Here is a 23,728-nt window from a genome sequence, read left to right on the forward strand (position 1 = left end):
GGCCCGGAGAACGCTCATGACGACGAACGCGGTCTCCACCGATACGGGGCTCGATGCATTGCTGACACTGCTGCATCTGCAAGGTGTTGCGGCCGATCGCGAGCAGCTCAGGCACCGGCTGGGCGCGGCAAGCTTCGGCGCAGCGGATATCGTCCGCTGCGCCAGGTCTCTCGGACTTAAAGCGCGAACCTATCGAACGCAGTGGAGCCGTCTGTCGGACACCCCGCTGCCTGCGATCGCAATGCTGCGGGACGGCGGCTTCATGGTCATCGCAAAGGCCTCCGCCGATAAGGTGCTGGTGCAGTCCCCGGAGGCGCCGCGTCCGGTACTGATGGATCGCGACGAGCTGTGCGCGATCTGGGACGGCGGCTTGATCCTGATGGTTCGGCGCGCCGGCCTGTCCGACCTCGGGCGGCACTTCGATATCACCTGGTTCATCGGCGCGATCGGCAAATACCGGCGGCTGCTGGGCGAGGTGCTGGCGGCTTCGTTCTTCCTCCAGCTTTTTGCGCTGGTCTCGCCGTTGTTCTTCCAGGTCGTGATCGACAAGGTGCTGGTGCACCGCTCGCTGTCCACGCTCGACGTCCTCGTCATTGGCCTCGTCGTCGTCTCCCTGTTCGACACCGTGCTCGGGATCCTGCGCAATTACCTGTTTGCGCACACCACCAACCGCATTGACGTCGAGCTCGGGGCACGCCTGTTCCACCACCTGCTGGCGCTGCCGATGGCGTGGTTTCAGGCCAGGCGCGTCGGAGATTCCGTGGCCCGGGTCCGTGAGCTCGAGAACATCCGCAATTTCATCACCAGCTCGTCGCTGACGCTTCTCATCGACCTGGTCTTCACCTCGGTGTTCTTGGCGGTGATGTTCGCCTATTCGGCGCAGATGAGCTTCATCGTGCTGGCATCGTTCCCGTTCTACATCGCGATCTCGGCCGTGGCGACGCCGCTGTTTCGCCGCAGGCTGGACGAGAAATTCCGCCGCGGCGCCGAGAACCAGGCCTTCCTGGTCGAGAGCGTCAGCGGCATCGAAACGCTGAAGGCGATGGCGGTCGAGCCGCAGATGCAGCGCCGCTGGGAAGAGCAGCTCGCAGGCTATGTCTCCGCGAGCTTCGGTGTCACCAGCCTCGGCAACACGGCTAGCCAGCTGGTGCAGCTCGTCAGCAAGGTCGTCACCGCCGCCATTCTCTATGTCGGCGCCAGACTGGTGATCGGTGACGCATTGACCGTCGGCGAGCTCGTTGCCTTCAACATCTTCGCAGGGCGGGTGTCGGCCCCGGTGCTGCGGCTCGCGCAGGTCTGGCAGGATTTTCATCAGGCGCGACTGTCGATCGCCCGGCTCGGCGACATCCTCAACAGCGCGGCGGACCCTGCTTACTCCGCGGCCCGCGCGGGGCTGCCGCCGATCCGGGGCAACATCCGCTTCGAGCACGTCTCTTTCCGCTACCGGCCCGATGGGCCGGAGATCCTGCACGATGTCTCATTCGACATTCCAGCCGGACAAACCGTCGGCATCGTCGGATCGTCCGGTTCGGGCAAAAGCACCTTCGCCAAGCTGGTGCAGCGGCTCTATGTACCGCAAGGCGGCCGCGTGCTGGTCGACGGAATGGATCTGATGACGACCGACCCGGCCGGACTCCGTCGGCAGATCGGAATCGTGCTCCAGGACAACATGCTGTTCAACCGGTCGGTGCGCGACAACATCGCGCTGGCCGATCCAAGCCTGCCGATGGATCGCATCATCGATGCGGCGAAGCTGGCGGGCGCGCATGATTTCATTCTGGAGCTCCCCGAGGGCTACGATACGGTGGTCGGCGAGCGCGGCTCGACGCTCTCGGGCGGGCAGCGCCAGCGCATCGCGATTGCCCGCGCACTGGTGGGCAATCCCCGGATCCTGATCTTCGACGAAGCCACCAGCGCGCTCGACTATGAAAGCGAGCGGATCATCCATGACAACATGAAGGAGATCGCGAAAGGCCGCACCGTCCTGATCATCGCGCACCGTCTGTCCACCGTCCGCGGCGCCGATCGCATCTTCACCCTGGAACGCGGCCGTCTGGTCGAGGACGGCACGCATGATGCGCTGATCAAGACCGGCGGCCGCTATGCCGCCCTGCATCGTCTCCAGGGAGGCATTTATGAGGTCGGCTAACACTGTGCCGGCCGCTCGTCCGGAGCAGACCGTGATCCCGTTCCGGAATGGAAAGGGCCGGCGCGCCGAGGAAGTCGCCTTCCTGCCGGCGGCGCTGGAAATCACGGAAACACCGCCATCGCCGATCGGCCGCGCCATCGCCCTGGCCCTCATGCTGCTTGTCTGCGCGGCGCTGGCCTGGTCGGCTTGGGGCACGATCGACATCGTGGCCTCCGCAACCGGCAAGGTCGTGTCGAGCGGGCGAAGCAAGGTGGTCCAGCCGTTCGAGACCGGCGTGGTGCGCGCCATTCACGTGCAGGACGGGCAATCGGTCAAGGCGGGCGACCTGCTGATCGAGCTCGATCCGACGGTGAACGCCGCAGAGCGCGATCGTCTGCATGACGATCTCATGGCCGAGCGGCTCAACGTCGCGCGCCTCCGCGCCGCATTGGCGGGCGGCGAAGGGGTATCCGCTGATCTCGTCGTACCAGAGGATGCCGATCCCATGCTGGTTGCGACGCAACGGCAGCTCCTCGCCAATCAGGTCGGCGAGAACAGGGCCAAGCTCGCGGCGCTGGCACGTCAGGAAGCGCAGAAGGAGGCCGAACATCAGACAATTGCGGCGACGATTCACAAGCTTGATGCGTTGCTGCCGATCACCCAGCAGCGTGTCGAGATCCGCAAGACGCTGATGGAGAAGGAAATCGGCTCGAAGCTGACCTACTATGAGACCCTCCAGCTCCAGATCGAGCAGCAGGAGGAGCTTCGCGTCCAGAGCAGCCGCTTGAAGGAGGCCGAGGCGGCCGTCGCCGCGATCCGGGAGACCCGCATCCAGGCCCTGGCCGAGTACAGGAAGAGTCTCTCCGACGAGCTGGCTAAGAGCGAACAGAAAGCCAATGGCGTCGCACGCGATCTGATCAAGGCGCAGCAGAGGACGAGGCTTCAGCAACTGACGTCGCCGGTCGACGGCGTCGTGCAGCAGCTTGCGGTCCACACCGTGGGCGGCGTGGTCACGCCCGCGCAGTCGCTGCTGGTAATCGTGCCGACCGATACGCGGCTCGAGATCGAGGCGATGATCTCCAATCGCGATATCGGATTTGTCGAGGCCGGGCAGGGTGCTGCCATCAAAATCGACACTTTCAATTTCACCCGCTACGGGCTTCTCGCAGGCCAGGTCGTGAGCGTCTCGCAGGACGCCATCATCCGCGACCGGCCGCAGGAGCGCGGGAGCGACCGTCCGCTCGCGACACAACGCGACAGCAGCGAGCCCAGCGGGCAGGAGTTGAGCTACAGCGCCCGCATCTCGCTCGATCGCACCCAGATGCAGGTGGACGACCGCCTCGTCAGCCTGTCGCCGGGAATGGCGGTGACCGTCGAGATCAGGACCGGTTCGCGCACCATCCTGAGCTACCTGCTATCGCCGCTGCAGCGCTACCGGCACGAGATCATGCGCGAGCGCTAGTTCCCGCATGATGCCGACGAAGCTTCGCGAGACGCGCTGAGAACCAATCGGGCTTTTCGGCAGCTACACCATGCCGCGGGCGCGCCACTCCTGATGAAGTCATTTTGGTGTGGCCCCGCAGCCCGGAATGCGTACATAGGAGCAAGCAAAAAATTTGGAGGAAAGCATGCGGCTCATTGCCCTCGTATCGGCTCTGGTCCTGCCGTTTGGCGCGGCGCTCGCCCAGGACTATCCGATCAGGCCCGTCACCATGCTGGTGCCGTTCGCCGCCGGCGGACCTACGGACACGATTGCTCGCCTGACCGCGGCCGGCATGGCGAAATCGCTTGGCCAACAGGTCGTCGTCGAGAACGCGCCTGGCGCCGGTGGTACCATCGCCACGACCCGCGCCTCGCGAGCCCAGCCCGACGGATACACGCTGCTGATCCATCATGTCGGCCTCTCGACGGCCGCCACACTGTACCGCAACCTCAGCTATGACACGAAGACGGCCTTTGCGCCGATCGGGCTTGTGACCAATGCGCCGATGACCATCATCGCGCGTCCGGATTTTCCGGCCGACACGCTGAAGGAATTGGTCGCCTACGCCCAACAGCAGGGCGACAAGTTGACCTATGCCAATGCCGGACTCGGCGCGGCGTCGCATCTCTGCGGCATGCTGTTCATGACAGCGATCCAGAAGCAGCTCACCGCGGTGCCCTACAAGGGCAACGGCCCCATCATGAACGACCTTCTCGGCCGGCAGATCGATCTTACCTGCGACCAGGCGACGAATACCACCGGCCCGATCATGTCGAAGCAGGTCAAGGCCTATGCGATCACCACCAAGGAGCGGCTGAAGAGCCTGCCCGATCTGCCGACCGCCGACGAGGCCGGCCTCAAAGGGTTCGAACTTGGCGTCTGGCACGGCATCTATGCCCCCAAGGGCACACCACCGGCGGTCGTTCAGAAGCTGACCGCGGCGCTCCAGTCCGCCCTTAGGGATTCCACGCTGATCGCCCGGTTCAACGACATCAACACGGAGCCGGTCCCGCAGGAGAAGGCGACGCCGGAGGCGCTGGCCGCGATGCTCGCGAGCGAAGTCGACCGTTGGGCTCCGATGATCAAGGCAGCGGGCCAATTCGCGGACTGAGCCATTCCTGCTCAATTCGTGCCGACATCGCTGCGTGAGCGGGCTAAGTCACCACGGTAAAGAACAGTCCATTCAACAGCCAATCACCGGGTAGCAAAATACCGGTACTGTGCATGGGGTTGTTTTTGCGATTTTAATGTCGGGCCGGTCGCGGAGGCGTCAACCCGCCGCCTCGTCGAACTGCGTGCTCGCCTCGAGCCACTGCTCCTCGGCACGCGCCAGCGCGTCGGCCGCATTGGCGCGCGCTTTCGACAGTTGCGCGGCCTGCTTGGGATCGCGGGTGAAGATGTCGGGCAGGGCCAGCGCAGTGTCGATCTTGCTGATGATCTCGCTGACGCGGGCGATCTCGGTTTCGGCTTCCGCGATACGTTTCTTCAGCGAGCCGCGATTGTCCGATCTCGGACGCTGCGGCTTCTCGCTCGGCGCGTTGCGCTCGCGCGGGGCGGGCTCGCCATTGCGCGCGGACAGCACCAGGCGGCGATATTCGTCGAGGTCGCCGTCGTAATTAGTCACGGTGCGGTCGGCGACGATCCAGAGTTGATCGGCGCAGGACTCGATCAGATAGCGATCATGCGAAACCATGATGACGGCGCCGGGGAATTCGTTGATGGCTTCCGCAAGCGCGGCGCGGCTGTCGATGTCGAGATGGTTGGTCGGCTCGTCCAGGATGATCATGTTGGGGCCGAAGAAGGTCGCCAGTCCCAGCAGGAGCCGCGCCTTCTCGCCGCCCGACAATTTTCCGACCTTGGTATCGGCCGCCTTGCCGGAAAAGCCGATCGCACCGGCGCGGGCGCGTACTTTGGCTTCGGGCGCCTCGCCCATAAGCTTGCGGACGTGGTCGTAGGTCGAGGCATCCTCGTTCAATTCGTCGAGCTGGTGCTGGGCGAAATAGGCAATCGAGAGCTTGTCGGCGCGGGTCACCTTGCCCGAGAACGGCGCGAGGCGGCCGGCGAGCAGCTTCACGAGAGTCGACTTGCCGTTACCGTTCGAACCAAGGAGCGCGATGCGGTCGTCATTGTCGACGCGCAAGGTGACGCGGTTCAGCACGGGCGAGTTCGGATCGTAGCCGACCACGACGTTGTCGGCGGCGATGATCGGCGGCGACAGGATTTTCTCGGGCGCGGGAAAGCTGATCTCGTGTACGTCCTGGGTGACCAGCGCCGTGATCGGCTTCAGCCGCTCCAGCATTTTCACACGGGACTGCGCCTGGCGGGCTTTCGAGGCCTTGGCCTTGAAACGGTCGACGAAGGCTTGCAGGCGGGCGCGTTCGGCTTCCTGGCGCTTGACCGCTTTGGCATCGAGCATCTCGCGCATGGCGCGCTGCTCCTCGAAGGAGGAGTAGGTGCCCTTGTAAAGGGTGAGCTTGCTGCGATCCAGATGCAGGATCTGGTCGACCGAGCTTTCCAGCAGATCGCGATCATGGCTGATCACGATAACGGTGCGCGGATAATGCGCGAGGTGATCCTCGAGCCACAGCGTGCCTTCGAGGTCGAGATAGTTGGTGGGCTCGTCGAGCAGCAACAGGTCGGGAGCCGCAAACAGCGTTGCGGCGAGCGCAACGCGCATGCGCCAGCCGCCGGAGAATTCGGCGCAGGGGCGGAGCTGGTCGGCGGCGGAGAAGCCGAGACCGGAAAGGATGGCTGCGGCGCGGCTCGGCGCCGAATGCGCGTCGATGTCGACCAGCCGGGTCTGGATCTCGGCGATCTGGTGCGGGTCGGTCGCGCTCTCGGCCTCGGTGAGCAGTGCGTCGCGTTCGAGGTCGGCCTTGAGCACGACCGAGATCAGGCTCTCGGGGCCGTTCGGCGCTTCCTGCGCCAGGCTGCCGACGCGCCAGCGGGGCGGCAGGCTCACCGTGCCGTGCTCAGCGGCGAACTCGCCGCGGATCACCTTGAACAGGGTCGATTTGCCGGTGCCGTTGCGACCGACCATGCCCACGCGGGATCCGGGCGTGATCTGCACGGAACTCTGGTCAATCAGAAGGCGTCCGGCGAGGCGGATGGAGAGGTCGGTGATGGAGAGCATGCGGCCTTGTCACCGCACCCGCGATCAAACGCAACCCGTTTTTCTGTGTTTGCAAGCCGGTGCTTGTCAACTCAGTGCGAATCGCGCTCGCGCTGCTTCAGCTCATTGAGGAGTTGCTCGAGGTGCGTCGGCAGCCTGGCTTCGGGCCGCAGGCTCTGCTGGAGCCGTTCGCCCACCGCATCGCGGATCGAGCGGCTGGTGCGCCGGTCGATTTGCTCGCTATCGTCGGCGAAAAGGCTAACCATCGCAGAGTTCCGTGTTCTCAAAGAAGCGACACGGTACCAAGTCCTTGGCCCCCAAATGGTTTCGCCACTCGCGGCGATTGCGCGGCATTCTAGCAAAAATTGTGTGAAGCCGCGCAATATCCTCTCCGAATACAAAGCCCCGGCGCTGGGGGACGCCGGGGCTTCGCCTGGAAGGTACCTTGGGGGCTCAGGTATCTTTGGAAAGGTGCTGTCGGGCTCAGTAGCAGCGGTTGATCATCCGCCAGCGGGGTCCCCAGGGAGTCGGGACCAGCCGGCGCACATAGCAGCCGCCATAGCCGTAGGAGACGGGAGCATAGAAGCGCGGTCCACCCCAGCCGTGGCCGTTGTGCCAGCCACCGCCGCCGTGCCAGCCGCCGCCGCCACCATGCCAGTGCGCGGAGGCGGAGGTCGGCGCCAGCGCGGCACCAAGCGCAACCGCGGCGACGGCGGCGAGGGAAAGTTTCCTCAACATGGTGATCTCCTCAAATCTGTTGGCGCGGGGCTATCGCGTCGATGGAAAGGCCGCCGAAACGGTCTGCCTCTGAAAGAGGCTTTGGTTTCGATGGACCCGAGGTTATCCGAGCGAGGCTGAACCAAACCCTGACGAGGCCTTCAGAATGGGTTCATCTGGGTGAAATCATTGTAATCCACGTTGGACTTCCAACCCTGAAAGGGGGACCCACCACGCGTCCGCAATGGATGGGAAGGAGACACGCTGAAGCTAAGCTTCGCGTCTGCCTTGAGTGCTACGGTCATATAGAGTCTGCCATGGTCGATCCTCAGTCACACCAGGAAGGGGCCTTCGCGTGATCACCGTTTGGGGCGGACAGACCTCGCGATCGATCCGGGTCGTATGGGTGCTGGAGGAGATGGGCCTTCCCTACCGCGTGCGGCAGGTGGACATGCTGGCCGCCAAGCAGGACCCCGAGTTCCTGGCGGTCAACCCCGCTGACTACATCCCGGCGATCCAGGACGGCGACGTCGTCATGGTCGAGTCGATCGCGATCATGGAGTACCTCGCTACGGGCCGACGCCGCTGGCGCCTGCGCCGCAGGATCCCACGTTCCCCGCCTACCAGCAATTTCCGCATCTGGGCGAAGCCGGTCTCGCGACCCTGATGATGCCCGTCGTCGTCAGCCGCTTCATCGCGCCCGACGCCGAACGGGAGAACTGGGGCGCGACCTGGTGCCTGCAGTCGTTCCAGAAGCGGCTAAAGCTTGTCAGCCAACGGCTTGCCGACTCGTCCTACCTTGCCGGCGAGGCTTTCACAGCAGCCGACATCTCGGTGACCTACGCCCTGAACCTGGGCCAACGGAACTGCGGGATCACCCTCGGCGACGCCGAACAGGCATATCTCGCCCGCACCACCGGCCGCGACGCCTACAAGCGTGCCATGGAGCGTTCGCACGAAGGGGTGAACACCTGATTCCCGTTTCGTCCGCGAATCGAGACACGAGAGGTCAGCACTCAACGTCATGGGGTCGAAAGCGGCCCTAAGCCCGACGCCGACCTTCGGACGCCCAGATCGCCGCCATCTACAAGTATCGGTTCAGGTGAACACTCGCCCTCGGCCTGCGGCGAAGCGCCCGCGAGCCCGTTTGGGCGGTCGCTTGCCGTATCGCGAAGGCGCCGATATAAGCCCGGCAACTCCGAACCACTGTTTTCTCTTCAAGGACAACATCATGGCCATCGAACGCACCTTCTCGATCATCAAGCCCGACGCCACCGCGCGCAATCTCACCGGTGCGGTTAACGCCGTGATCGAGAAGGCGGGCCTGCGCATCGTCGCGCAGAAGCGTATCCGCATGACCAAGGAACAGGCCGAGACCTTCTATGCGGTCCACAAGGCGCGCCCCTTCTTCGGTGAGCTCGTGGAGTTCATGACGTCGGGCCCCGTGGTCGTCCAGGTGCTGGAAGGCGAGGGTGCCGTCGCCAAGTATCGCGACGTGATGGGTGCGACCGATCCGTCCAAGGCGGCTGACGGCACCATCCGCAAGCTCTACGCAAAGTCGATCGGCGAGAACTCCGCGCACGGCTCGGATGCGCCGGAGACCGCCGCGATCGAGATCGCGCAGTTCTTCTCGGGCAACGAGATCGTCGGCTGATCCGTCAGCCGATAAGGTAACGAGACGCGGCGAAAGGACGTAGTGTGAACTGGCTCTGGCAGATCTTCGATCCCGCTACGATCGGGGCATTCTTCACCCAGTTCCGCGTTGAGATGGCCGAACCGACCTTTTGGGTCGCGGTCGGCAAGATCATCTGGATCAACATCCTCTTGTCCGGCGACAATGCGCTGGTGATCGCGCTTGCCTGTCGCGGCCTCAAGCCGCGGCATCGGCTGTGGGGCATGATCCTCGGTGCGGGCGCCGCGGTGCTGCTGCGGATCATCTTCACGGGCATCGTCGCGAGCCTGATGGAGTTGCCGTACCTCAAGCTGGTGGGCGGCCTCGCGCTGATCGTGATTGCGGCCAAGCTGCTGGTGCCGGAGCAAGAGGACGAGGACGGCGTCGAGTCGGCGTCGCATCTGTGGCAGGCCGTGCAGATCGTCGTCGTTGCCGACATCGTCATGAGCCTGGACAACGTCATTGCGGTGGCCGCGGCCGCCAATGGCAGCGTGCCCTTGCTGGTGCTCGGTCTTGCCATCAGCGTGCCCTTGATCGTCGCCGGCGCGGCGCTGATCATGGCGCTGCTCGCAAAGCTGCCGGTTCTGGTGTGGGCCGGCGCGGCGCTGCTCGGCTGGATCGCGGGCGAAGTGATCGCGACCGATCCCGGCATCGCGCCGAGGCTGCATGCGCTGTTCGACGGTCCGTTCGGCGCTTCGCTCGACAACATGCTCGGCGCCTTGCGCATCCCGCCGCAATTCGCCCATGGCGGCGGAGGCGGCGAATATCTCTGCGCAGCTCTCGGCGTCGTTGTCGTGCTGGTCGTCGGCTCCATCTGGCGCCGCCGCAGCATGAGCGCGGCCGCGCTGGAGTCCTCCGAACGCCACGTCAAGGCCTCGGCGGAGTAGATCTATCTTTTGAGCATGATCTCTTGGGAAAAGCGCTAGCGTCGGACGATCGAGCCGGCGCGGTTGATCAGGCGGGCGAGCGCGCGGAAGCGGCTGCCGACTCGATCCGCGACGAGATCGCCGAGGCGGTGCTCGAACACCAGCAACAGCTTGCGGCCCATGCTGCGGAAATGCGTCGCGGGCAAGACGCCCGGACGCGCCGCCGAGATCAGATGTGCGACGCGGAAGGCCGCGCCCAGCAGGCGGGCGCGTTCGAGCTGCGCCGGCGTCAGCAGCTCCTGCATGGCGACCGGCGGCTGGTTCTCCTCGCTGAGGCCCGCATAGCGATAGAACACGGACAACCCGACGAAGGCGCGCTCGGTGTGGGTGATCGCGCCGAAATTACCGTTGACGACGAGGCTCAGCGTCTGCTCGCCGCGATGGTCGGGATGCACGCGCCACCCGATGTCGGACAGCAGGCACGCGGCGTGGCGCAGGCGGCGGTCTTCTTCGGTCTCGCGCAGCTTCACCACGCGCGCGAGGCGGTCGGTCCAGGCGATCAGCTCGCGGGCGTGCTTTGCCGAACGCGACAGCAGCTGGTTCAGCTCCTCGGCCGCGCAGATCAGTCCGTCCTTGTTGCGCTCGGACTCCGGCAGCTTCTCGTGCAGCAGGCCCTCGCGCACGCCGAAGGTCGAGAACACGATGGTCTTCGGCTTCGCCACCCGGATGATGTGCTCGAGCACCAGCGCCGCATAGGTGAGGAGCGGACGCCGGGCATCGGCGACGATCTCGATGTCGGCGAGCATGCCGGCGGCCGCAAGCCGGCGGAGACGACGCGAGAAATCGAGCGCCTCGGCCGCCGAAATCGAATAGCCGTGCATCACCTGCAGCGGATAGCCGCTCTGGATGATGTGGATGCGCGCAAGCGCGCGCCAGGTGCCGCCGACCGCGTAGAAGCTGCGGCTGCTCCCCGCCTTGAGCTGCGGCACCCCATCGAGCGCTTCGCGCACGATGCGGTCGGCGCGTTTCAGGGATTTATGCGCGAGGTCCTGCAGCGCGAGGCCGCCGAGCGGCAGCGTCACGCCGCTGCGCACGGTGTTTTTGCGCACGTCGATCAGTTCGAGCGAGCCGCCGCCGAGGTCGCCGACGATGCCGTCAGGATGATGGATGCCGGAGATCACGCCAAGCGCCGACAGCCGCGCCTCGCGCGGGCCCGACAGGATCTCGATCTTCACCGCGCAGATGCGCTCGGCTTTCGCGATGAAGTCGGCGCCGTTGGAGGCATCGCGGCAGGCGGCGGTCGCAATCGCAAACACCCGCCCGACCTGCATGACCCGGCACAGCGCACGGAAGCGCTTGAGCGAGGTCAGCGCCTTGTCGACGGCGTCGGGCGCAAGCAGTCCCGTGCTCTGCACTTCGCGCCCGAGGCCGCACAGCGTCTTCTCGTTGAAGATGGGAATGAGGCTCCGCGTCAGTCCCTCGTAGACGACGAGACGGACCGAGTTGGAGCCGATGTCGATGACCGCGACGCTCGAGCCGCGCTTGCGCGGCCGCTTCACGTCGACGATCCCGGATCAGGATTGATGACGTTCATTACGGCGCGTGAGGCGGCGCGGCGAGGATTCCTTGAGCGACTTACCACGGCCAGACAGACTCGGATTTGTCATGAAGTAGTTGTGGACGTTGAAAGGCTCCTCGCCCTTCGCGGTCTTCATACGCGTTGAGGACCCGTCCGGCAACAATTGCCAGCTCTGTTCATTGTCCTTGAGATTCGCGACCATGATCTGTTCGAGAACCTGCTGATGCACCGTGGGATTCTGCAGCGGACACAGCACCTCGACGCGGCGGTCGAGGTTGCGCGGCATCATGTCGGCTGAGGAGATATATACAGCCGCTTTCGCGCTCGGCAGGCCCTGGCCCATGCCGAAGCAGTAAATTCGGCCGTGTTCGAGGAATCGTCCGATGATCGACTTGACGCGGATGTTCTCCGACAGGCCGGGAATACCGGGCCTGAGGCAGCAGATACCGCGCACCACGAGCTCGACCTGCACGCCGGCCTGGGAGGCCTCGTAGAGCGCGTCGATGATATCGGGGTCGACCAGCGCGTTCATTTTCATCCAGATCGCAGCAGGCCGGCCGTGCCGCGCATGCGCGGTCTCGCCCTGGATGTGCTCGATGATGCGCTTGCGCAAGGTCAGCGGAGACACCGCCATCTTTTCCAGATCGCTCGGCGCAGCGTAGCCGGTGATGAAGTTGAACACGCGCGCGGCGTCGCGGCCGATGGTCGGCTCCGAGGTGAAGTAGGAGAGGTCGGTGTAGATGCGCGCGGTCACCGGGTGGTAATTGCCGGTGCCGGTGTGGACGTAGGTCGTGAGGCTGCCGCCCTCGCGCCGCACCACCATCGAGAGTTTCGCGTGGGTCTTCAGTTCGAGGAAGCCGTAGACGACCTGCACGCCGGCGCGTTCGAGGTCGCGCGCCCAGCGGATGTTGGCCTCCTCGTCGAAGCGGGCCTTCAGCTCGATCAGCGCGGTGACGGATTTGCCGGCTTCGGCGGCTTCCACGAGCGCGCGCACGATCGGCGAGTTGCTGGAGGTGCGGTAGAGCGTCTGCTTGATGGCGACGACGTCGGGGTCGCGCGTCGCCTGCTGGAGAAACTGCACCACGACGTCGAAGGATTCGTAGGGGTGATGGACGACGAGGTCCTTCTGCCGGATCGCAGCGAAGATGTCGCCGCCTTGCTCGCGCACGCGCTCGGGATGGCGCGGCACGTAAGGGGTGAATTCGAGATCGGGCCGGTCAAGGCGGGTGAGCTGCGAGAGCTCGTTCATGGCGAGCACGCCATCGACCAGGAACACCTCGTCGTCGGCGGTCGACAGCGCGTGCTGCACGAAACTGCGCAGCTGCTCCGGCATCTTGGCGTCGATCTCGAGTCGGATCACCGAACCGCGGCGGCGGCGCTTCAGCGCGGTCTCGAACAGGCGGACGAGATCCTCGGCCTCTTCCTCGATTTCGAGTTCGGAGTCGCGGAGGACGCGGAAGGCGCCCTGGCCGTGAAGATTGTAGCCGGGGAACAGGCGGTTGATGAACAGCGCGGTGGCCTGCTCCAGCGAGATCAGCCGGACGACCTTGCCGTCAGCCGGCAGACGGATGAAGCGGTCGATCTTGCCGGGCATGCGGATCAGCGCGTTCATCTGCTTGCCGTCGGCGGCGCGCGTGAGCTGGAGCGCGATGGTGAAGCCGAGGCTCGGAATGAACGGGAAGGGGTGGGCCGGGTCGATCGCGAGCGGCGTCAGCAGCGGGAACACGTTGCTGAGGAAGTAGTCCTCGACCCAGGTTCGTTCCGCCTTGGTGACCTCCTTGCCCTCGACCAGCACGATACCCTCGTCGGCGAGCGTGCCGCGCAGGTCGCGCCAGATTGCCTGCTGGTCGGAGGCAAGCTGCGAGACGGTCCGGTTGATGAGCGCGAGCTGCTCGGACGGGGTCAGACCGTCGGGGCTGCGCTCAGCAATACCCTCGCGCACCTGGGCCTTGATGCCGGCGACGCGGACCATGAAGAACTCGTCGAGGTTATTCGCTGAAATCGACAGGAATCGCACCCTCTCCAGCATGGGGTGGCTGGGATTGACCGATTCCTCCAGGACGCGGCGGTTGAAGTGCAGCCAGGAAAGCTCGCGATTGATGAACCGCTCGGGGCTCGATGCGATCGCCGGCGGGCCTTCGGCTTCCGGGGCTTTTTCTTTAACTTCAACAGCTTGCGCAGAATCCATCAGAAGTCGGTCCATCCAGTTCGCCCCAATTTGCGACTTACGCGCAAAACCCGCGGGAGCATGTGTTAGAGCGATGACGTTTCGATGACATTGATGTTCCGCCGCCCGGCCGCGTCAACCCGCCTTGGTCAGACATCCCGGAGCAGCTCGGCCGCCAGGGCCCGGGTGACGGGGCGGCCGAGGCGCAAGGCCTCGCTGTCCAGCAGGTCCACAGCCCGTCGGGCGGCGGCCGAGGACCGCTCCAGGCGAGTGGCGAGGTAGCTGACCACGCTCTCGTCCACCGCGAGCTGGCGGTCGGCGCAGAACTTGACGATCAGGCCGCGGAAGAGCTGGTCGTCGGGCGGCAGCAGCGAGACAACGGGGACGGCGCGGAGCCGCGAGCGCAGGTCGGCGAGCTCGATCTCGAGAGACGCGGGCACCTCGCGTCCGGTGAAGAGGACGTAGGCGCCGTCCTCGCGGGCCAGATTCATCAGATGGAACAGGGCGCGCTCGTCGAATTCCCTGGCTTTGGGATCCTCGACCACCAGCGCGCCGGTGGCGAGCGCAGCCGGGACGGCCTCGGCGGTCAGCCCATTGGCCGTGGTCGAGCGGGCGCCTGAAGCCTCGGCCCAGATCGCGGCGAGATGGCTCTTGCCGCTTCCTTCCGGGCCGGCCAGCCACATGATTCGGTTCGGCCATTCCGGCCAGGCGTCGATGAGGGCAAGACCGGCGGCGTTGACGGGGCCTTCGAGGAAATTGTCCCGGCTCAGGCTCTCCGCATGCGGAAGCGAAAACGCCAACTGTCGGGGATGAACGCGGCTTGGCACGCTTGCTTTGCTCCGTGCCGGCGTGCCGGCTTCGTTTGACGAGATGCGACCTAATCGAGCGGGAGTTGGCCTTTTACGGGGCCGCTCCCAACTCACTTGGCCTCGATCGTGCTCATGTGCCGCAACCATTCGACAAGATAGAGCGACACGGAGGAGAGCGTGAAGACCGTGACGAGGCCCATCAGGATTATATCATAAGGACCGGGTTTGAAGCCGAAGGCGAGGGCGGCCAGCACCAGCGCCGCGAACGCCACTTGGGCCACAGTGTTGAGCTTGGATACCTTTGAGGGCTTCATCTCCACAGGTCGGTCGAACAGCCACGATATGATCACGGCGGCGACGATCATGATGTCGCGCGAGACCACCAGGATGACGATCCAGCGCGGAATCGCGCCCCAGATGCCGAGCGCCATGTAGATCGAGACCAGCAGCGCCTTGTCGGCGAGCGGGTCGAGCAAGGCGCCGAGCTCGCTCGTCATGTTGAAGCGCTTGGCAAGGAAGCCGTCGACCGCGTCGCTGATACCGGCGATCAGGAATACGGCGAACGCCACCTCCATTTGGCTCGACACGATGGCCCAGACGATGATCGGGACCAGCATGATGCGGCCCAAAGTAATGATGTTCGGTATACTCACACGGCGCTTCCCGGCACCCGGCCTGACCTCGAATTCGGCCCTTTGGAGGCTGAACCGGTTGATATCTCTACATAGTATACGGCGGCGCGCCATGCGAGCCATTGCGCGTCCCCGGAATTCGACGTAACCAGCCGCAAACCCACTGGAAATCGGGCATGACCGACCGCAAAAACGGCCTCACTTACGCCGATTCAGGCGTCGATATCGATGCGGGCAACCGCTTGGTCGACCTGATCAAGCCGATGGTGCGCGCCACCGCACGGCCCGGCGCCGACGCCGAAATCGGCGGATTCGGCGGCCTGTTCGATCTCAAGGCGGCCGGTTTCAAGGATCCCATCCTGGTGGCCGCGACCGATGGCGTCGGCACCAAGGTCAAGATCGCGATCGAGACCGGCCTGCATGGCGGGATCGGCATCGACCTCGTCGCCATGAGTGTCAACGACCTCGTGGTGCAGGGCGCCGAGCCGCTGTTCTTCCTCGACTATTTTGCCTGCGGGAAGCTCGATCCGGAGGCGACCGCGTCGATCGTCGCCGGTGTCGCCGAAGGCTGCCGCGAATCCGGCTGCGCCCTGATCGGTGGCGAGACGGCCGAGATGCCCGGCCTCTACAAAGACGGCGACTACGACCTCGGCGGCTTTGCCGTCGGCGCCGCGGAGCGGGGCACGCTCTTGCCGCGCAAGGACATCGCCGCCGGCGATGCCGTGATCGGGCTCGCTTCGTCGGGCGTGCACTCCAACGGTTTCTCGCTGGTGCGCAAGATCGTGGAACAATCCGGCCTCGGCTTCGGGGCGCAGGCGCCGTTTGCGCCCGTCATGACGCTGGGCGGCGCGTTGCTGACGCCGACGCGTCTCTACGTCAAATCCTGCCTGCGCGCGATCCGCGAGACCGGCGCGGTGAAGGGGCTTGCCCACATCACCGGCGGCGGCTTCACCGACAACATTCCGCGCGTGCTGCCGAAGCATCTCGGCGTCGGTATCGATCTGGCGCGCCTGCCAGTGCTGCCGGTGTTCAAATGGCTGGCCGCGCAGGCCGGCATCGCCGAGCTCGAAATGCTGCGGACCTTCAATTGTGGGATCGGCATGATCGCGATTGTCGAGCCGGACAAGGTCGAAGAGGTCGTGGAGATCTTCACTGACGCCGGTGAGACCGTGGCACAGCTCGGTAGCGTGATCCCGGCCGAGGGCGAGCACCGCGTCGTCTATAACGGCCATCTCGACCTGGCGCTGTAATGACCGGCGCTGTAATGAAACGCCGCGTCGCCATCCTGATTTCCGGCCGTGGCTCCAACATGGCTGCGCTGATCAAGGGCGCGGCCGCGCCGGATTTTCCGGCGGAGATTTCGCTCGTCATCTCGAACAAGGCCGATGCGCTGGGGCTGGAAAGGGCCAAAGCGAGCGGCGTGAAGACGCTGGTGATCGAAAGCAAGCCGTTCGGCAAGGACCGCGCCGGCTTCGAGAAGGTGCTGCAAGCAGCACTCGATCAGCACGGCATCGAGCTGATTTGCCTCGGCGGCTTCATGCGCCTGTTCACGGCCGAATTCACCAAGGCGTGGTACGGGCGGATGCTCAACATTCATCCCTCGCTGCTGCCGTCCTTCCCCGGTCTCGACCCGCACGGCCAGGCCTTGCGCGCCGGCGTCAAGCTGTCCGGCGCGACGGTGCACTTCGTGATCCCCGAGACCGACGCCGGTCCAATCGTGATGCAGGGCGCGGTTCCCGTCAGCGACCACGACACGGCGGACACGCTGTCGGAGCGTATCCTTGAAGTCGAGCACCGCATCTATCCCGCAGCACTGAGCCTGCTCGCGACCGGCAAGGTCCAGATCGAGGGCGATGTGTGCAGGACCGCGGGCAGCGGGCCGTCGGAGAATTTTCTGGTTTCGCCGTTGGTGCGGTGAAGCGCCGTCGCACTCGGAATACTTCTCATTCCAAACAAAAACCCCCGGCAGAGCCGGGGGCAACGTCATGATCTCTTGCGCAGACCGCGAGAGAAATCAGGAAACCTTGAGGTTCTCCGCGGATGCCTTGCCGCGGTTCTCCACGAGATCGTATTCAACCACCTGATTTTCATTGAGGGTCGAGAGTCCGGCGCGCTCGACGGCGGAGATGTGGACGAAGACGTCCTTGTCACTGCCGTTCGGCTTGATGAACCCATAGCCCTTGGTTGGGTTGAACCATTTGACGGTGCCCTTTTGCGGCATCCTCAGTCTCCTCCGCTAGATACAAAAACGACGCGGCCGCTTTTCGCGTGCCACGCCACAAACGGGCTTCCGGTAGTCTGTTCGAGTCTTGTCTCAATGTCGCGAAACGCACAGTCGAGCGGCCAATTCCGATTGTGTCCGATATTGCAACATGAAAATCGCCCGTTAGCAAGCCGCGCGCGAATTTCAAGACTTCGACCCGAGTGCCCGCCCGCAATTTGCGACCTGTGGCCGCGGAACCACAATCGGAAGCAATGCCTTTGCCGGGACGCGCCAGCCGGTTGACCCTCAGTAACAGTTCGGCACAAATCGCGGCACGCGTGCGCCGCTCCTGTTGCTTTTTTGCGCGCCGCCCTTTGCTTCAGGATTTGTCGCCATGTGCTGCATTTCGCAGCCCTCAGAGACACGGCAGGCGATCAGGCTGAACCGCGTCCGCTGGATCGCGGCTGCCGTGGCGTTTGCTCTCATCATGGTACTGTCGACGACATCAGGCTTTGCGCAGAGTCCCACGCCCACGCCGACCCCGACACCCACGCCGTCACCGACGCCGATTCCGATGCCAATTCCGATGCCGACCGCGACCAATTACGACCAGTCGGCCGGCAACAGCTCGCTCAATCTCGGCTCGAATTTCCTGGAGCGGCTCGGAAACCAGGCATCTGGCGGCGTCAACCGGGCGTTTCGGACCAATCCCGGCGGCGGCGGCGCGTCGGCGAGCACGGAAGACCCGCGCTACCGCACCTGGTTCGAGGGTTATGGCATCTCGGTCCGGACGGATGCGCAAGGAGACTTTGTCGGCGACAAGCGCAAGACGTTTGGCGGTGTCGCAGGCTTTGGCGCGCGGCTCGCGCCGGGTGTCAATCTCGGCTTCTCCGTCGACCAGAGCCACACCGATATCGACGTGCCGCTCGCACTTCAGTCCGCCACGCTGGATCTGACGCAACTCGGCTTCAGCGGCTCGGTCGACAAGGGCCCCTGGACCTGGGCCTTCGCGGTGGTGCACGGCTTCGGCAAGGTCCGCTCCAGCCGGGATACTGGCCTGGGACTTGCGACCGCGGGTTATCGCGCCGCAATCGACGGCGCGCTGACCGAGATCAGCTATTACTGGACCAAGGACCAGATGCGCATCGTGCCCAAGGGCGCACTGGAATATGTCCGCGCCACCAGCGTCGCGTTCCAGGAGGTTGGCGGCCTCGATCCACTCAATGTCGGCTCGACGGCGCTCTCGCGCGCGCGCGTCATGATCGGAGCCGAGATCGGGCGCTACTTCATCTTCGACCAGAAGATCCTGGACCTGTCCGCCTACGGCAAGTTCGTCGACAGTTTCTATCAGAACCTGGGATCGGTGCAGGTCAGCCTCGGGACCCAGAGCATCGTCGTGCCCGGCATCGGCGAGAGCCGCTACGGTACGGATGCAGGCGCCTCGGCCTCGCTCAGCCTGACCAACACGGCGCGGCTCTACGTCAACTACGACGGCAAGTTCCGCAACGAGCTGACGTCGCACCAGGGCACGGTCGGCTTCGAATATCGGTGGTGAAGCGAAGCCTGCCCGCGTCGGCCAGAGGAGGATCCGGAAAACTGCGAAGCGGTTTTACGAAAGCATCATGCTCGAGCTTTAAGTCGGCATTGCCGCGACATAACCCGTCAATCCAAAGGCCGCGCGCGCGGCCGTCATCATCGGCGCCAGCGCGTTCGGGTGGATGAACTCGTCGCGGAAACAGGGATGGATCTTGGGATCGAAGATTTTCTTCAGCCAATCGACCACGATCTTGTGGCGCTCGGAGGCGCGGAACTCCTTATGATAGGTGAGCCAGAGATCGGCGTGGTGGCTGACGCCGAGATCGACGGCAACCAGCGGGGCGCCGAGCGCGATCGAAACCGTCGGCAGGAATCCGATGCCGGCGCCGCGCTCCACCGCATAGAGCACGCCGACCGAGGAGTTGGTCTTGATCCCGACGATGCCCTCGAGCGACTTCAGTCCGAGCACGCGGGCGTAGGCGCCGTCGTCGACCTGCGGGGCGCTCTGCTTGATGATGCGGTGGTTCTTCAGCTCGGCCAGGGTCGCGGGCACGCCGTAGAGGTTTTCGTACTCCTTGGAGACGAAGGGATAGATGTGCAGGCGGCCGAGCTTGGCGACGATCAGATCGGGATTGGTCGGCGGCTCGAGCTGGATCGCGATATCGGATTCGAGCCGCGCGACGTCGGCCTGTTCCATCGCGCAGCGCAGGTCGACGGTGATCTTGCGATAGGTTTTCTGGAAATCGATCAGTCGCGGCAGAATCCAGAAATTGCCGGGGCCTTCCGTCACCGCGACGCGCACGGTGCCTGACATATCGTTCGACGATCGCGAAGCACGCCGGAACACATTGAAGGCATGACGCTCCATGTGCGCGACGTCGGCGATCATCGCGCTGCCTTCGTCGCTGAGCGTGAGCCCGCTCTGGTCGCGCAGGAACAGCTTGCAGTCGATGCTCTCTTCGAGCCGGTCGATCCTGCGCATCAGGGTGGTGGAGGTGAGCCCGAGCTCCTCGGCGGCGTTGCGGAAGCTTTTATATTTTGCGCAAGCTAAAAACAGTTTCAAATCGTCCCAGGACATGTCCAGGGTTTCTTCACGGTGCTGCATCACCGCAGCACCCCGGTGCAATAACTGCTGCATACGCCTGATCCCCAGCCGCTAAGCTCATCGCCATAGCGGGGCACGAAAGCCGCGAACGATAGAGGGGCGACATGAGTATGGAAAGGGGCTCGTTTGCCGCAAGGCATGATTTCGACGCGCTGCCGCTCAGTCCGGATGTCGACGTCCGTCGCGCCAAATTTTCCGAAATCGCCGCGCTTTCGCAGTTGGCGCACCGGCTGGTGCCGGGCGTTCGGATCGGGGCGACTGAGCTTGCAAAATATTTCGCCTTCGATCCCGAGAGCATCCTGACTTTCAGCCGGAAGGGCAACCTTGTCGGCGGCATGGCCTTCCTGTTTCTCAACGATCGCGGGCATGATGCGTTGCTGCTCGACGAGATCTGCCTCACCGCGCCGGAGACGCGCTATCTCGCGTCCGCGAAGGAAGACGTTTCCGCTATCTACATCTGGGCGATCGCGGCGACGGGGCGCGGCGTCGCCGGTCTCGGCAAGGCCGCGGCTCATCTTAGACAGCTAAGGTTTCGCAACGCGGATTGCTATGCGCAGCCGTCAACCGTGGCCGGCCGCGACATCATGAAAGCGACAGGCTTCGAGCCTGTTCCAAGCTTCCAACCCGACCTCTGGTGCTACGAGCGGCCCTGGCATCGGCAGCCGATGCGCATGCCGAGCGCGATCATCCAAGCAAGGAGTTTTGCAGATGCACGGTACTAGGATTACTCTCGCCAAGCCCGATTCCCGCGCCATCACCATTCGCCTCGCGCGCGATCTCACCGATCTCATGCTGGTCACCTCGATCCGCTCAGCCGTCTATCTCGCCGAGCAGGATTGCCCGTTCGATGAAGAGTTCGACGGCAACGACATGGTTGCCGCGCATTTCATCGGCTATGTCGGCAACGAGCCTGCGGGCTGTCTGCGGGTGCGGTTCTTCGGCGATTTCGCCAAGGTGGAACGGCTTGCGGTGCGGCACCAATACCGGCGGTCGCGCGTCTCGTTCAAGCTGGTACAAGCGAGCGTCGACTATGTGAAGCGCAAGGGCTTTCGCAAGATCTACGGCCAGGCGCAGGACCGGCTGGTCGATTTCTGGGCCCATTTCGGCGCCAAGCCGCTTGGTCACAATCGCAAGATCACATTTTCCGACTTCTCCTACACAGAAATGCTGCTGGAGATCGAACCGGGTCCGGATGCCATTACGCTGGACAGCGATCCTTACGTGATCATCCGCCCCGAGGGCGATTGGGACCGGCCGGGCGTGCTCGACGCCTCGGCAGGACGGGCTGTGACGTCGCCGCTGCGAGACGTCGCGCTCGCTGGCCGTTGAAACTGGTGCAGCTGCGCGCAAAACCATGCTGGTTTCCATCACAGACGATCCGCCGATCCTGGTCTGCACGGATCTCCAGGTCGAATATCTGACCCCCGGACGTCGCCACGTCATCCTCGACGGCGATGCCGCAACGGCGCGCTGCGTGGAACTGCTGACGTTCTGGCGCGACAATCTCTGGCCGGTGATGCATCTGAAGCGCATCGCGCAGGCGGCCTGGTTCAATCCGGCATCCAAGCTGACCGATTGGATCGCGGAGGCGAAGCCGCGGCCGGGAGAAATGACCTTCGAGCACCCGCTGCCGTCGGCCTACAGTTCGGCGCGGTTTGTGGACTACATGTCCAATATCCGCAATGTCCGTTGCGTGCTCGCGGGCTTTTCCCTGGACGAAACCGTCCTGGCCACCGCTATTGACGGGTTTCACCGCAGTCATCGCTTCCAGGTGGTGGCCGACGCGGTGGCCTGCCGGCAGCCGGGGACTGGCGATGCTGCCGCCTACAAGCATGCGGTAGTGAATGTGATCGGGAATTTTGCTACAATCCAGTCCAGCGCCGAACTGATCAGAACCAGCGGCGCCGTTGCGGTGTAGGCGGCCGCGATCGACGGATGGAGTGGGACATTGTCACGGGGAGATCAGCTCGAGGAGCTGGCAAGCGACCTGTCGCGTGCCGCCGAGGCGGCACGCCGTCTTGGTCTGCCAACGACGGTGTATCTGCTCTCGATGGCGCTGGTGGAGGTGCGGGAGGCCGCTGCCGCCGATAGCGATGGGAATGACGACGGTGCGGCGTGACAGCTGCCCGATGTGCGGCTTTGTGCAACGCAGCTGAGCGCTTCCTGCCGACGAATTGACGTTGCAAGTTTTGCGCGGTGGCAATAGCCAAGGAGCTGGATCATCGAGTGATGACGCTGGCCGCGCCGGCGACGTGACGCTTTCAAGGATTCCTGCAAATGTCCATGCTGCCCAATTCGCAAGAGGCCCGGGATCTGGCCTACCAGCTCCATCCCTACACCAACGCGCGCGCCCATCAGCAGGCCGGTCCCCTGGTGATCGAACGCGGCGAGGGGCCTTACGTGTTCGATGCGTCGGGCAAGCGCTATTTCGAGGCGATGGCAGGCCTGTGGAGCGTCGGACTCGGCTTCAACGAGAAGCGGCTGGTCGACGCCGCGCACAAGCAGATGCTGGCGCTGCCGTTCTATCACACGTTCTCCGCCAAATCGCACGGGCCCTCGATCGATCTCGCCGAGAAGCTGGTCGCGCTCGCGCCTGTTACGATGAGCAAGGTGTTCTTCACCAATTCCGGCTCGGAGGCCAACGACACTGTTCTGAAGTTGATTGCCTATCGTTCCAATGCGCTCGGCCAGCCACAGCGCAAGAAGGTGATCAGCCGGATGCGCGCCTATCACGGCGTCACCATCGCGTCCGCCAGCCTCACCGGGCTGCCGAACAACCACCGCTCTTTCGACTTGCCGCTCCCGAACATCCTGCACACGGGCTCGCCGCATTTCTACAAGGATGGCGCGCCCGGGGAGAGCGAGGAAGCGTTCGCGACGCGGCGGGCCGAGGAACTCGATGCGCTGATCCAGAAGGAAGGCCCGGACACGATCGCTGCGTTCTTCGGCGAGCCGGTGATGGGCGCGGGCGGCGTCATCGTGCCGCCGGCGACCTATTGGGACAAGATTCAGAAGGTGCTGAACAAGTACGACATCCTGTTGGTCGCCGACGAGGTCATCTGCGGCTTCGGCCGCACCGGCAAGATGTTCGGCTGCGAAACCTACGGCATCAAGCCCGACGCCATCGTGGTCTCCAAGCAGATCACCTCGAGCTATTTCCCGCTGTCGGCCATCATGATGAACGATCGCATGTTCGAACCGATCGCCGACGAGAGCAACAAGATCGGCGTGCTCGGCCACGGCTTCACCGCGGGCGGCCATCCGGTGGGCTCGGCGATTGCGCTCGAGAATTTGAAGATCATCGAGGAGCGGGGCCTGGTTGCGCACGCCGCCGAGCTCGGTGGCTACATGCAAGGCAAGCTGCGTGAACTCACCAGCCATCCACTGGTGGGCGAGGTCCGCGGTGTCGGCATGATCGCTGCGATCGAACTGGTGCTGGACAAGGCGCGCAAGACCGCAGCGGCAACGCCGGGCGCCGTCGGCGGCATGGCCAGCCGCATGCTGCAGGAGCGCGGCGTGATCTCGCGCAACATGCTCGATGCCATCGCCATCTGCCCGCCGCTGATCGTCACCAAGGCCCAGATCGACGAGCTGGTCGCGGCGATTTCAGGTGTGCTGGACGACATGAAGCCCGAAGTGGCGAAGCTGACGCCGGCGTAGGGGACGGCGCTTCACGCGTGAGCGTAGCGCTCTATCACACCCCCGATGTCGTCCTGGCC

The 23,728-nt window shown here is 64.4% G+C and carries 22 protein-coding genes and 1 pseudogene; 14 read left to right on the plus strand and 9 right to left on the minus strand.

All coding sequences use genetic code 11. The features are described 5' to 3' along the window. Positions 1-16: 16 nt before the first annotated feature. The 3 genes from IVB42_RS38865 to IVB42_RS38875 all read left to right on the plus strand — a co-directional run bounded on the left by IVB42_RS38865 (position 17) and on the right by IVB42_RS38875 (position 4,722). Positions 17-2,149: a type I secretion system permease/ATPase gene (locus IVB42_RS38865; RefSeq protein ID WP_247396275.1), complete on the plus strand. Its 2,133-nt coding sequence runs from the start codon at positions 17-19 to the stop codon at positions 2,147-2,149. Further along, the gene (locus tag IVB42_RS38870; protein WP_247396273.1) at positions 2,136-3,590 is read left to right on the plus strand and encodes an HlyD family type I secretion periplasmic adaptor subunit; all 1,455 of its coding nucleotides are present in this window, start codon (positions 2,136-2,138) and stop codon (positions 3,588-3,590) included. Before IVB42_RS38865 ends, IVB42_RS38870 begins: the two co-directional genes overlap by 14 nt. A 166-nt stretch (positions 3,591-3,756) precedes the next feature. After that, the gene (locus IVB42_RS38875; RefSeq protein WP_085352933.1) at positions 3,757-4,722 is read left to right on the plus strand and encodes a tripartite tricarboxylate transporter substrate-binding protein; all 966 of its coding nucleotides are present in this window, start codon (positions 3,757-3,759) and stop codon (positions 4,720-4,722) included. A gap of 159 nt (positions 4,723-4,881) precedes the next feature. Here IVB42_RS38875 and IVB42_RS38880 read toward each other — a convergent pair whose 3' ends face one another. The 3 genes from IVB42_RS38880 to IVB42_RS38890 all read right to left on the minus strand — a co-directional run bounded on the left by IVB42_RS38880 (position 4,882) and on the right by IVB42_RS38890 (position 7,461). Then, complete coding sequence (locus IVB42_RS38880) at positions 4,882-6,744, minus strand: ABC-F family ATP-binding cassette domain-containing protein (RefSeq protein WP_247396272.1); 1,863 nt, start codon at positions 6,742-6,744, stop codon at positions 4,882-4,884. 71 nt (positions 6,745-6,815) lie between these two features. Next, on the minus strand, positions 6,816-6,989 hold the full coding sequence (locus IVB42_RS38885; protein WP_007609361.1) for a hypothetical protein: 174 nt from the start codon (positions 6,987-6,989) through the stop codon (positions 6,816-6,818). A 217-nt stretch (positions 6,990-7,206) separates the two neighbouring features. After that, entirely contained in the window at positions 7,207-7,461 is a 255-nt protein-coding gene (locus IVB42_RS38890) for a sulfur globule protein precursor (protein WP_247368370.1), read from the minus strand. Between the two features lie 334 nt (positions 7,462-7,795). Here IVB42_RS38890 and IVB42_RS38895 point away from each other — a divergent pair. The 3 genes and pseudogenes from IVB42_RS38895 (at position 7,796) to IVB42_RS38905 (ending at position 9,999) form a co-directional block, all read left to right on the plus strand. After that, positions 7,796-8,415, plus strand: a pseudogene (locus IVB42_RS38895) (glutathione S-transferase family protein). A gap of 256 nt (positions 8,416-8,671) precedes the next feature. Next, a complete protein-coding gene (gene ndk, locus IVB42_RS38900) occupies positions 8,672-9,094 on the plus strand; it encodes a nucleoside-diphosphate kinase (protein ID WP_018456271.1) in 423 nt (140 codons plus the stop codon). Positions 9,095-9,138: 44 nt separating this feature from the next. Further along, complete coding sequence (locus tag IVB42_RS38905) at positions 9,139-9,999, plus strand: TerC family protein (protein WP_085352939.1); 861 nt, start codon at positions 9,139-9,141, stop codon at positions 9,997-9,999. A 35-nt stretch (positions 10,000-10,034) separates the two neighbouring features. On the opposite strand, the gene ppx is transcribed toward IVB42_RS38905, so the two are convergent. From ppx to IVB42_RS38925, 4 genes are all read right to left on the minus strand, one after another. Beyond that, positions 10,035-11,537: an exopolyphosphatase gene (gene ppx, locus IVB42_RS38910; RefSeq protein WP_085352941.1), complete on the minus strand. Its 1,503-nt coding sequence runs from the start codon at positions 11,535-11,537 to the stop codon at positions 10,035-10,037. 15 nt (positions 11,538-11,552) lie between these two features. After that, positions 11,553-13,745, minus strand: coding sequence for an RNA degradosome polyphosphate kinase (locus IVB42_RS38915; protein WP_026233127.1), 2,193 nt, complete (start codon positions 13,743-13,745; stop codon positions 11,553-11,555). A gap of 128 nt (positions 13,746-13,873) precedes the next feature. Next, a complete protein-coding gene (locus tag IVB42_RS38920) occupies positions 13,874-14,551 on the minus strand; it encodes a DnaA/Hda family protein (RefSeq protein WP_026233128.1) in 678 nt (225 codons plus the stop codon). A 92-nt stretch (positions 14,552-14,643) separates the two neighbouring features. Beyond that, positions 14,644-15,186 (minus strand): CDP-alcohol phosphatidyltransferase family protein, encoded by a 543-nt coding sequence (locus IVB42_RS38925; RefSeq protein WP_026233129.1) that lies wholly within the window; start codon positions 15,184-15,186, stop codon positions 14,644-14,646. A 155-nt stretch (positions 15,187-15,341) separates the two neighbouring features. On the opposite strand from IVB42_RS38925, the gene purM reads away from it, so the two are divergent. Further along, entirely contained in the window at positions 15,342-16,415 is a 1,074-nt protein-coding gene (gene purM, locus IVB42_RS38930; protein WP_085352944.1) for a phosphoribosylformylglycinamidine cyclo-ligase, read from the plus strand. A 14-nt stretch (positions 16,416-16,429) separates the two neighbouring features. Then, positions 16,430-17,083 (plus strand): phosphoribosylglycinamide formyltransferase, encoded by a 654-nt coding sequence (purN, locus tag IVB42_RS38935; RefSeq protein WP_247391410.1) that lies wholly within the window; start codon positions 16,430-16,432, stop codon positions 17,081-17,083. 96 nt (positions 17,084-17,179) lie between these two features. Here purN and IVB42_RS38940 read toward each other — a convergent pair whose 3' ends face one another. Then, positions 17,180-17,386, minus strand: coding sequence for a cold-shock protein (locus tag IVB42_RS38940; protein WP_007591938.1), 207 nt, complete (start codon positions 17,384-17,386; stop codon positions 17,180-17,182). A 376-nt stretch (positions 17,387-17,762) separates the two neighbouring features. Between IVB42_RS38940 and IVB42_RS38945 the strand changes: the two genes are divergently transcribed. After that, positions 17,763-18,923, plus strand: a complete 1,161-nt coding sequence (locus IVB42_RS38945) for an autotransporter outer membrane beta-barrel domain-containing protein (protein ID WP_247396270.1) — start codon at positions 17,763-17,765, stop codon at positions 18,921-18,923. Positions 18,924-19,001: 78 nt separating this feature from the next. On the opposite strand, the gene IVB42_RS38950 is transcribed toward IVB42_RS38945, so the two are convergent. Then, positions 19,002-20,042 (minus strand): LysR family transcriptional regulator, encoded by a 1,041-nt coding sequence (locus tag IVB42_RS38950; RefSeq protein WP_018456281.1) that lies wholly within the window; start codon positions 20,040-20,042, stop codon positions 19,002-19,004. A 71-nt stretch (positions 20,043-20,113) separates the two neighbouring features. Between IVB42_RS38950 and IVB42_RS38955 the strand changes: the two genes are divergently transcribed. The 5 genes from IVB42_RS38955 (at position 20,114) to IVB42_RS38975 (ending at position 23,669) form a co-directional block, all read left to right on the plus strand. Continuing rightward, positions 20,114-20,731 (plus strand): hypothetical protein, encoded by a 618-nt coding sequence (locus IVB42_RS38955; protein ID WP_026233132.1) that lies wholly within the window; start codon positions 20,114-20,116, stop codon positions 20,729-20,731. After that, complete coding sequence (locus tag IVB42_RS38960) at positions 20,718-21,338, plus strand: GNAT family N-acetyltransferase (protein WP_247396269.1); 621 nt, start codon at positions 20,718-20,720, stop codon at positions 21,336-21,338. The genes IVB42_RS38955 and IVB42_RS38960 overlap by 14 nt, the downstream gene beginning before the upstream one ends. Positions 21,339-21,363: 25 nt before the next feature. Beyond that, positions 21,364-21,927 (plus strand): isochorismatase family protein, encoded by a 564-nt coding sequence (locus IVB42_RS38965; RefSeq protein WP_085352950.1) that lies wholly within the window; start codon positions 21,364-21,366, stop codon positions 21,925-21,927. A 30-nt stretch (positions 21,928-21,957) separates the two neighbouring features. Further along, positions 21,958-22,128, plus strand: a complete 171-nt coding sequence (locus IVB42_RS38970) for a hypothetical protein (protein ID WP_007609402.1) — start codon at positions 21,958-21,960, stop codon at positions 22,126-22,128. 158 nt (positions 22,129-22,286) lie between these two features. Further along, complete coding sequence (locus IVB42_RS38975) at positions 22,287-23,669, plus strand: aspartate aminotransferase family protein (protein WP_247396267.1); 1,383 nt, start codon at positions 22,287-22,289, stop codon at positions 23,667-23,669. The last annotated feature ends 59 nt before the right edge of the window (positions 23,670-23,728 follow it).

Origin of the sequence: Bradyrhizobium sp. 45 (genome assembly GCF_023073155.1) — a bacterium.
Taxonomy (GTDB): domain Bacteria; phylum Pseudomonadota; class Alphaproteobacteria; order Rhizobiales; family Xanthobacteraceae; genus Bradyrhizobium; species Bradyrhizobium canariense_D.

What these genes read in the sequence shown, in the direction of transcription:
- IVB42_RS38865 (WP_247396275.1), top strand. Translation starts at nt 17, where the DNA reads ATGACGACGAACGCGGTCTCCACCGATACGGGGCTCGATGCATTGCTG.
- IVB42_RS38870 (WP_247396273.1), top strand. Translation starts at nt 2,136, where the DNA reads ATGAGGTCGGCTAACACTGTGCCGGCCGCTCGTCCGGAGCAGACCGTG.
- IVB42_RS38875 (WP_085352933.1), top strand. Translation starts at nt 3,757, where the DNA reads ATGCGGCTCATTGCCCTCGTATCGGCTCTGGTCCTGCCGTTTGGCGCG.
- IVB42_RS38880 (WP_247396272.1), bottom strand. Translation starts at nt 6,744, where the DNA reads ATGCTCTCCATCACCGACCTCTCCATCCGCCTCGCCGGACGCCTTCTG.
- IVB42_RS38885 (WP_007609361.1), bottom strand. Translation starts at nt 6,989, where the DNA reads ATGGTTAGCCTTTTCGCCGACGATAGCGAGCAAATCGACCGGCGCACC.
- IVB42_RS38890 (WP_247368370.1), bottom strand. Translation starts at nt 7,461, where the DNA reads ATGTTGAGGAAACTTTCCCTCGCCGCCGTCGCCGCGGTTGCGCTTGGT.
- ndk (WP_018456271.1), top strand. Translation starts at nt 8,672, where the DNA reads ATGGCCATCGAACGCACCTTCTCGATCATCAAGCCCGACGCCACCGCG.
- IVB42_RS38915 (WP_026233127.1), bottom strand. Translation starts at nt 13,745, where the DNA reads ATGGATTCTGCGCAAGCTGTTGAAGTTAAAGAAAAAGCCCCGGAAGCC.
- purM (WP_085352944.1), top strand. Translation starts at nt 15,342, where the DNA reads ATGACCGACCGCAAAAACGGCCTCACTTACGCCGATTCAGGCGTCGAT.
- purN (WP_247391410.1), top strand. Translation starts at nt 16,430, where the DNA reads ATGAAACGCCGCGTCGCCATCCTGATTTCCGGCCGTGGCTCCAACATG.
- IVB42_RS38940 (WP_007591938.1), bottom strand. Translation starts at nt 17,386, where the DNA reads ATGCCGCAAAAGGGCACCGTCAAATGGTTCAACCCAACCAAGGGCTAT.
- IVB42_RS38945 (WP_247396270.1), top strand. Translation starts at nt 17,763, where the DNA reads ATGTGCTGCATTTCGCAGCCCTCAGAGACACGGCAGGCGATCAGGCTG.
- IVB42_RS38950 (WP_018456281.1), bottom strand. Translation starts at nt 20,042, where the DNA reads ATGCAGCAGTTATTGCACCGGGGTGCTGCGGTGATGCAGCACCGTGAA.
- IVB42_RS38955 (WP_026233132.1), top strand. Translation starts at nt 20,114, where the DNA reads ATGAGTATGGAAAGGGGCTCGTTTGCCGCAAGGCATGATTTCGACGCG.
- IVB42_RS38960 (WP_247396269.1), top strand. Translation starts at nt 20,718, where the DNA reads ATGCACGGTACTAGGATTACTCTCGCCAAGCCCGATTCCCGCGCCATC.
- IVB42_RS38965 (WP_085352950.1), top strand. Translation starts at nt 21,364, where the DNA reads ATGCTGGTTTCCATCACAGACGATCCGCCGATCCTGGTCTGCACGGAT.
- IVB42_RS38975 (WP_247396267.1), top strand. Translation starts at nt 22,287, where the DNA reads ATGTCCATGCTGCCCAATTCGCAAGAGGCCCGGGATCTGGCCTACCAG.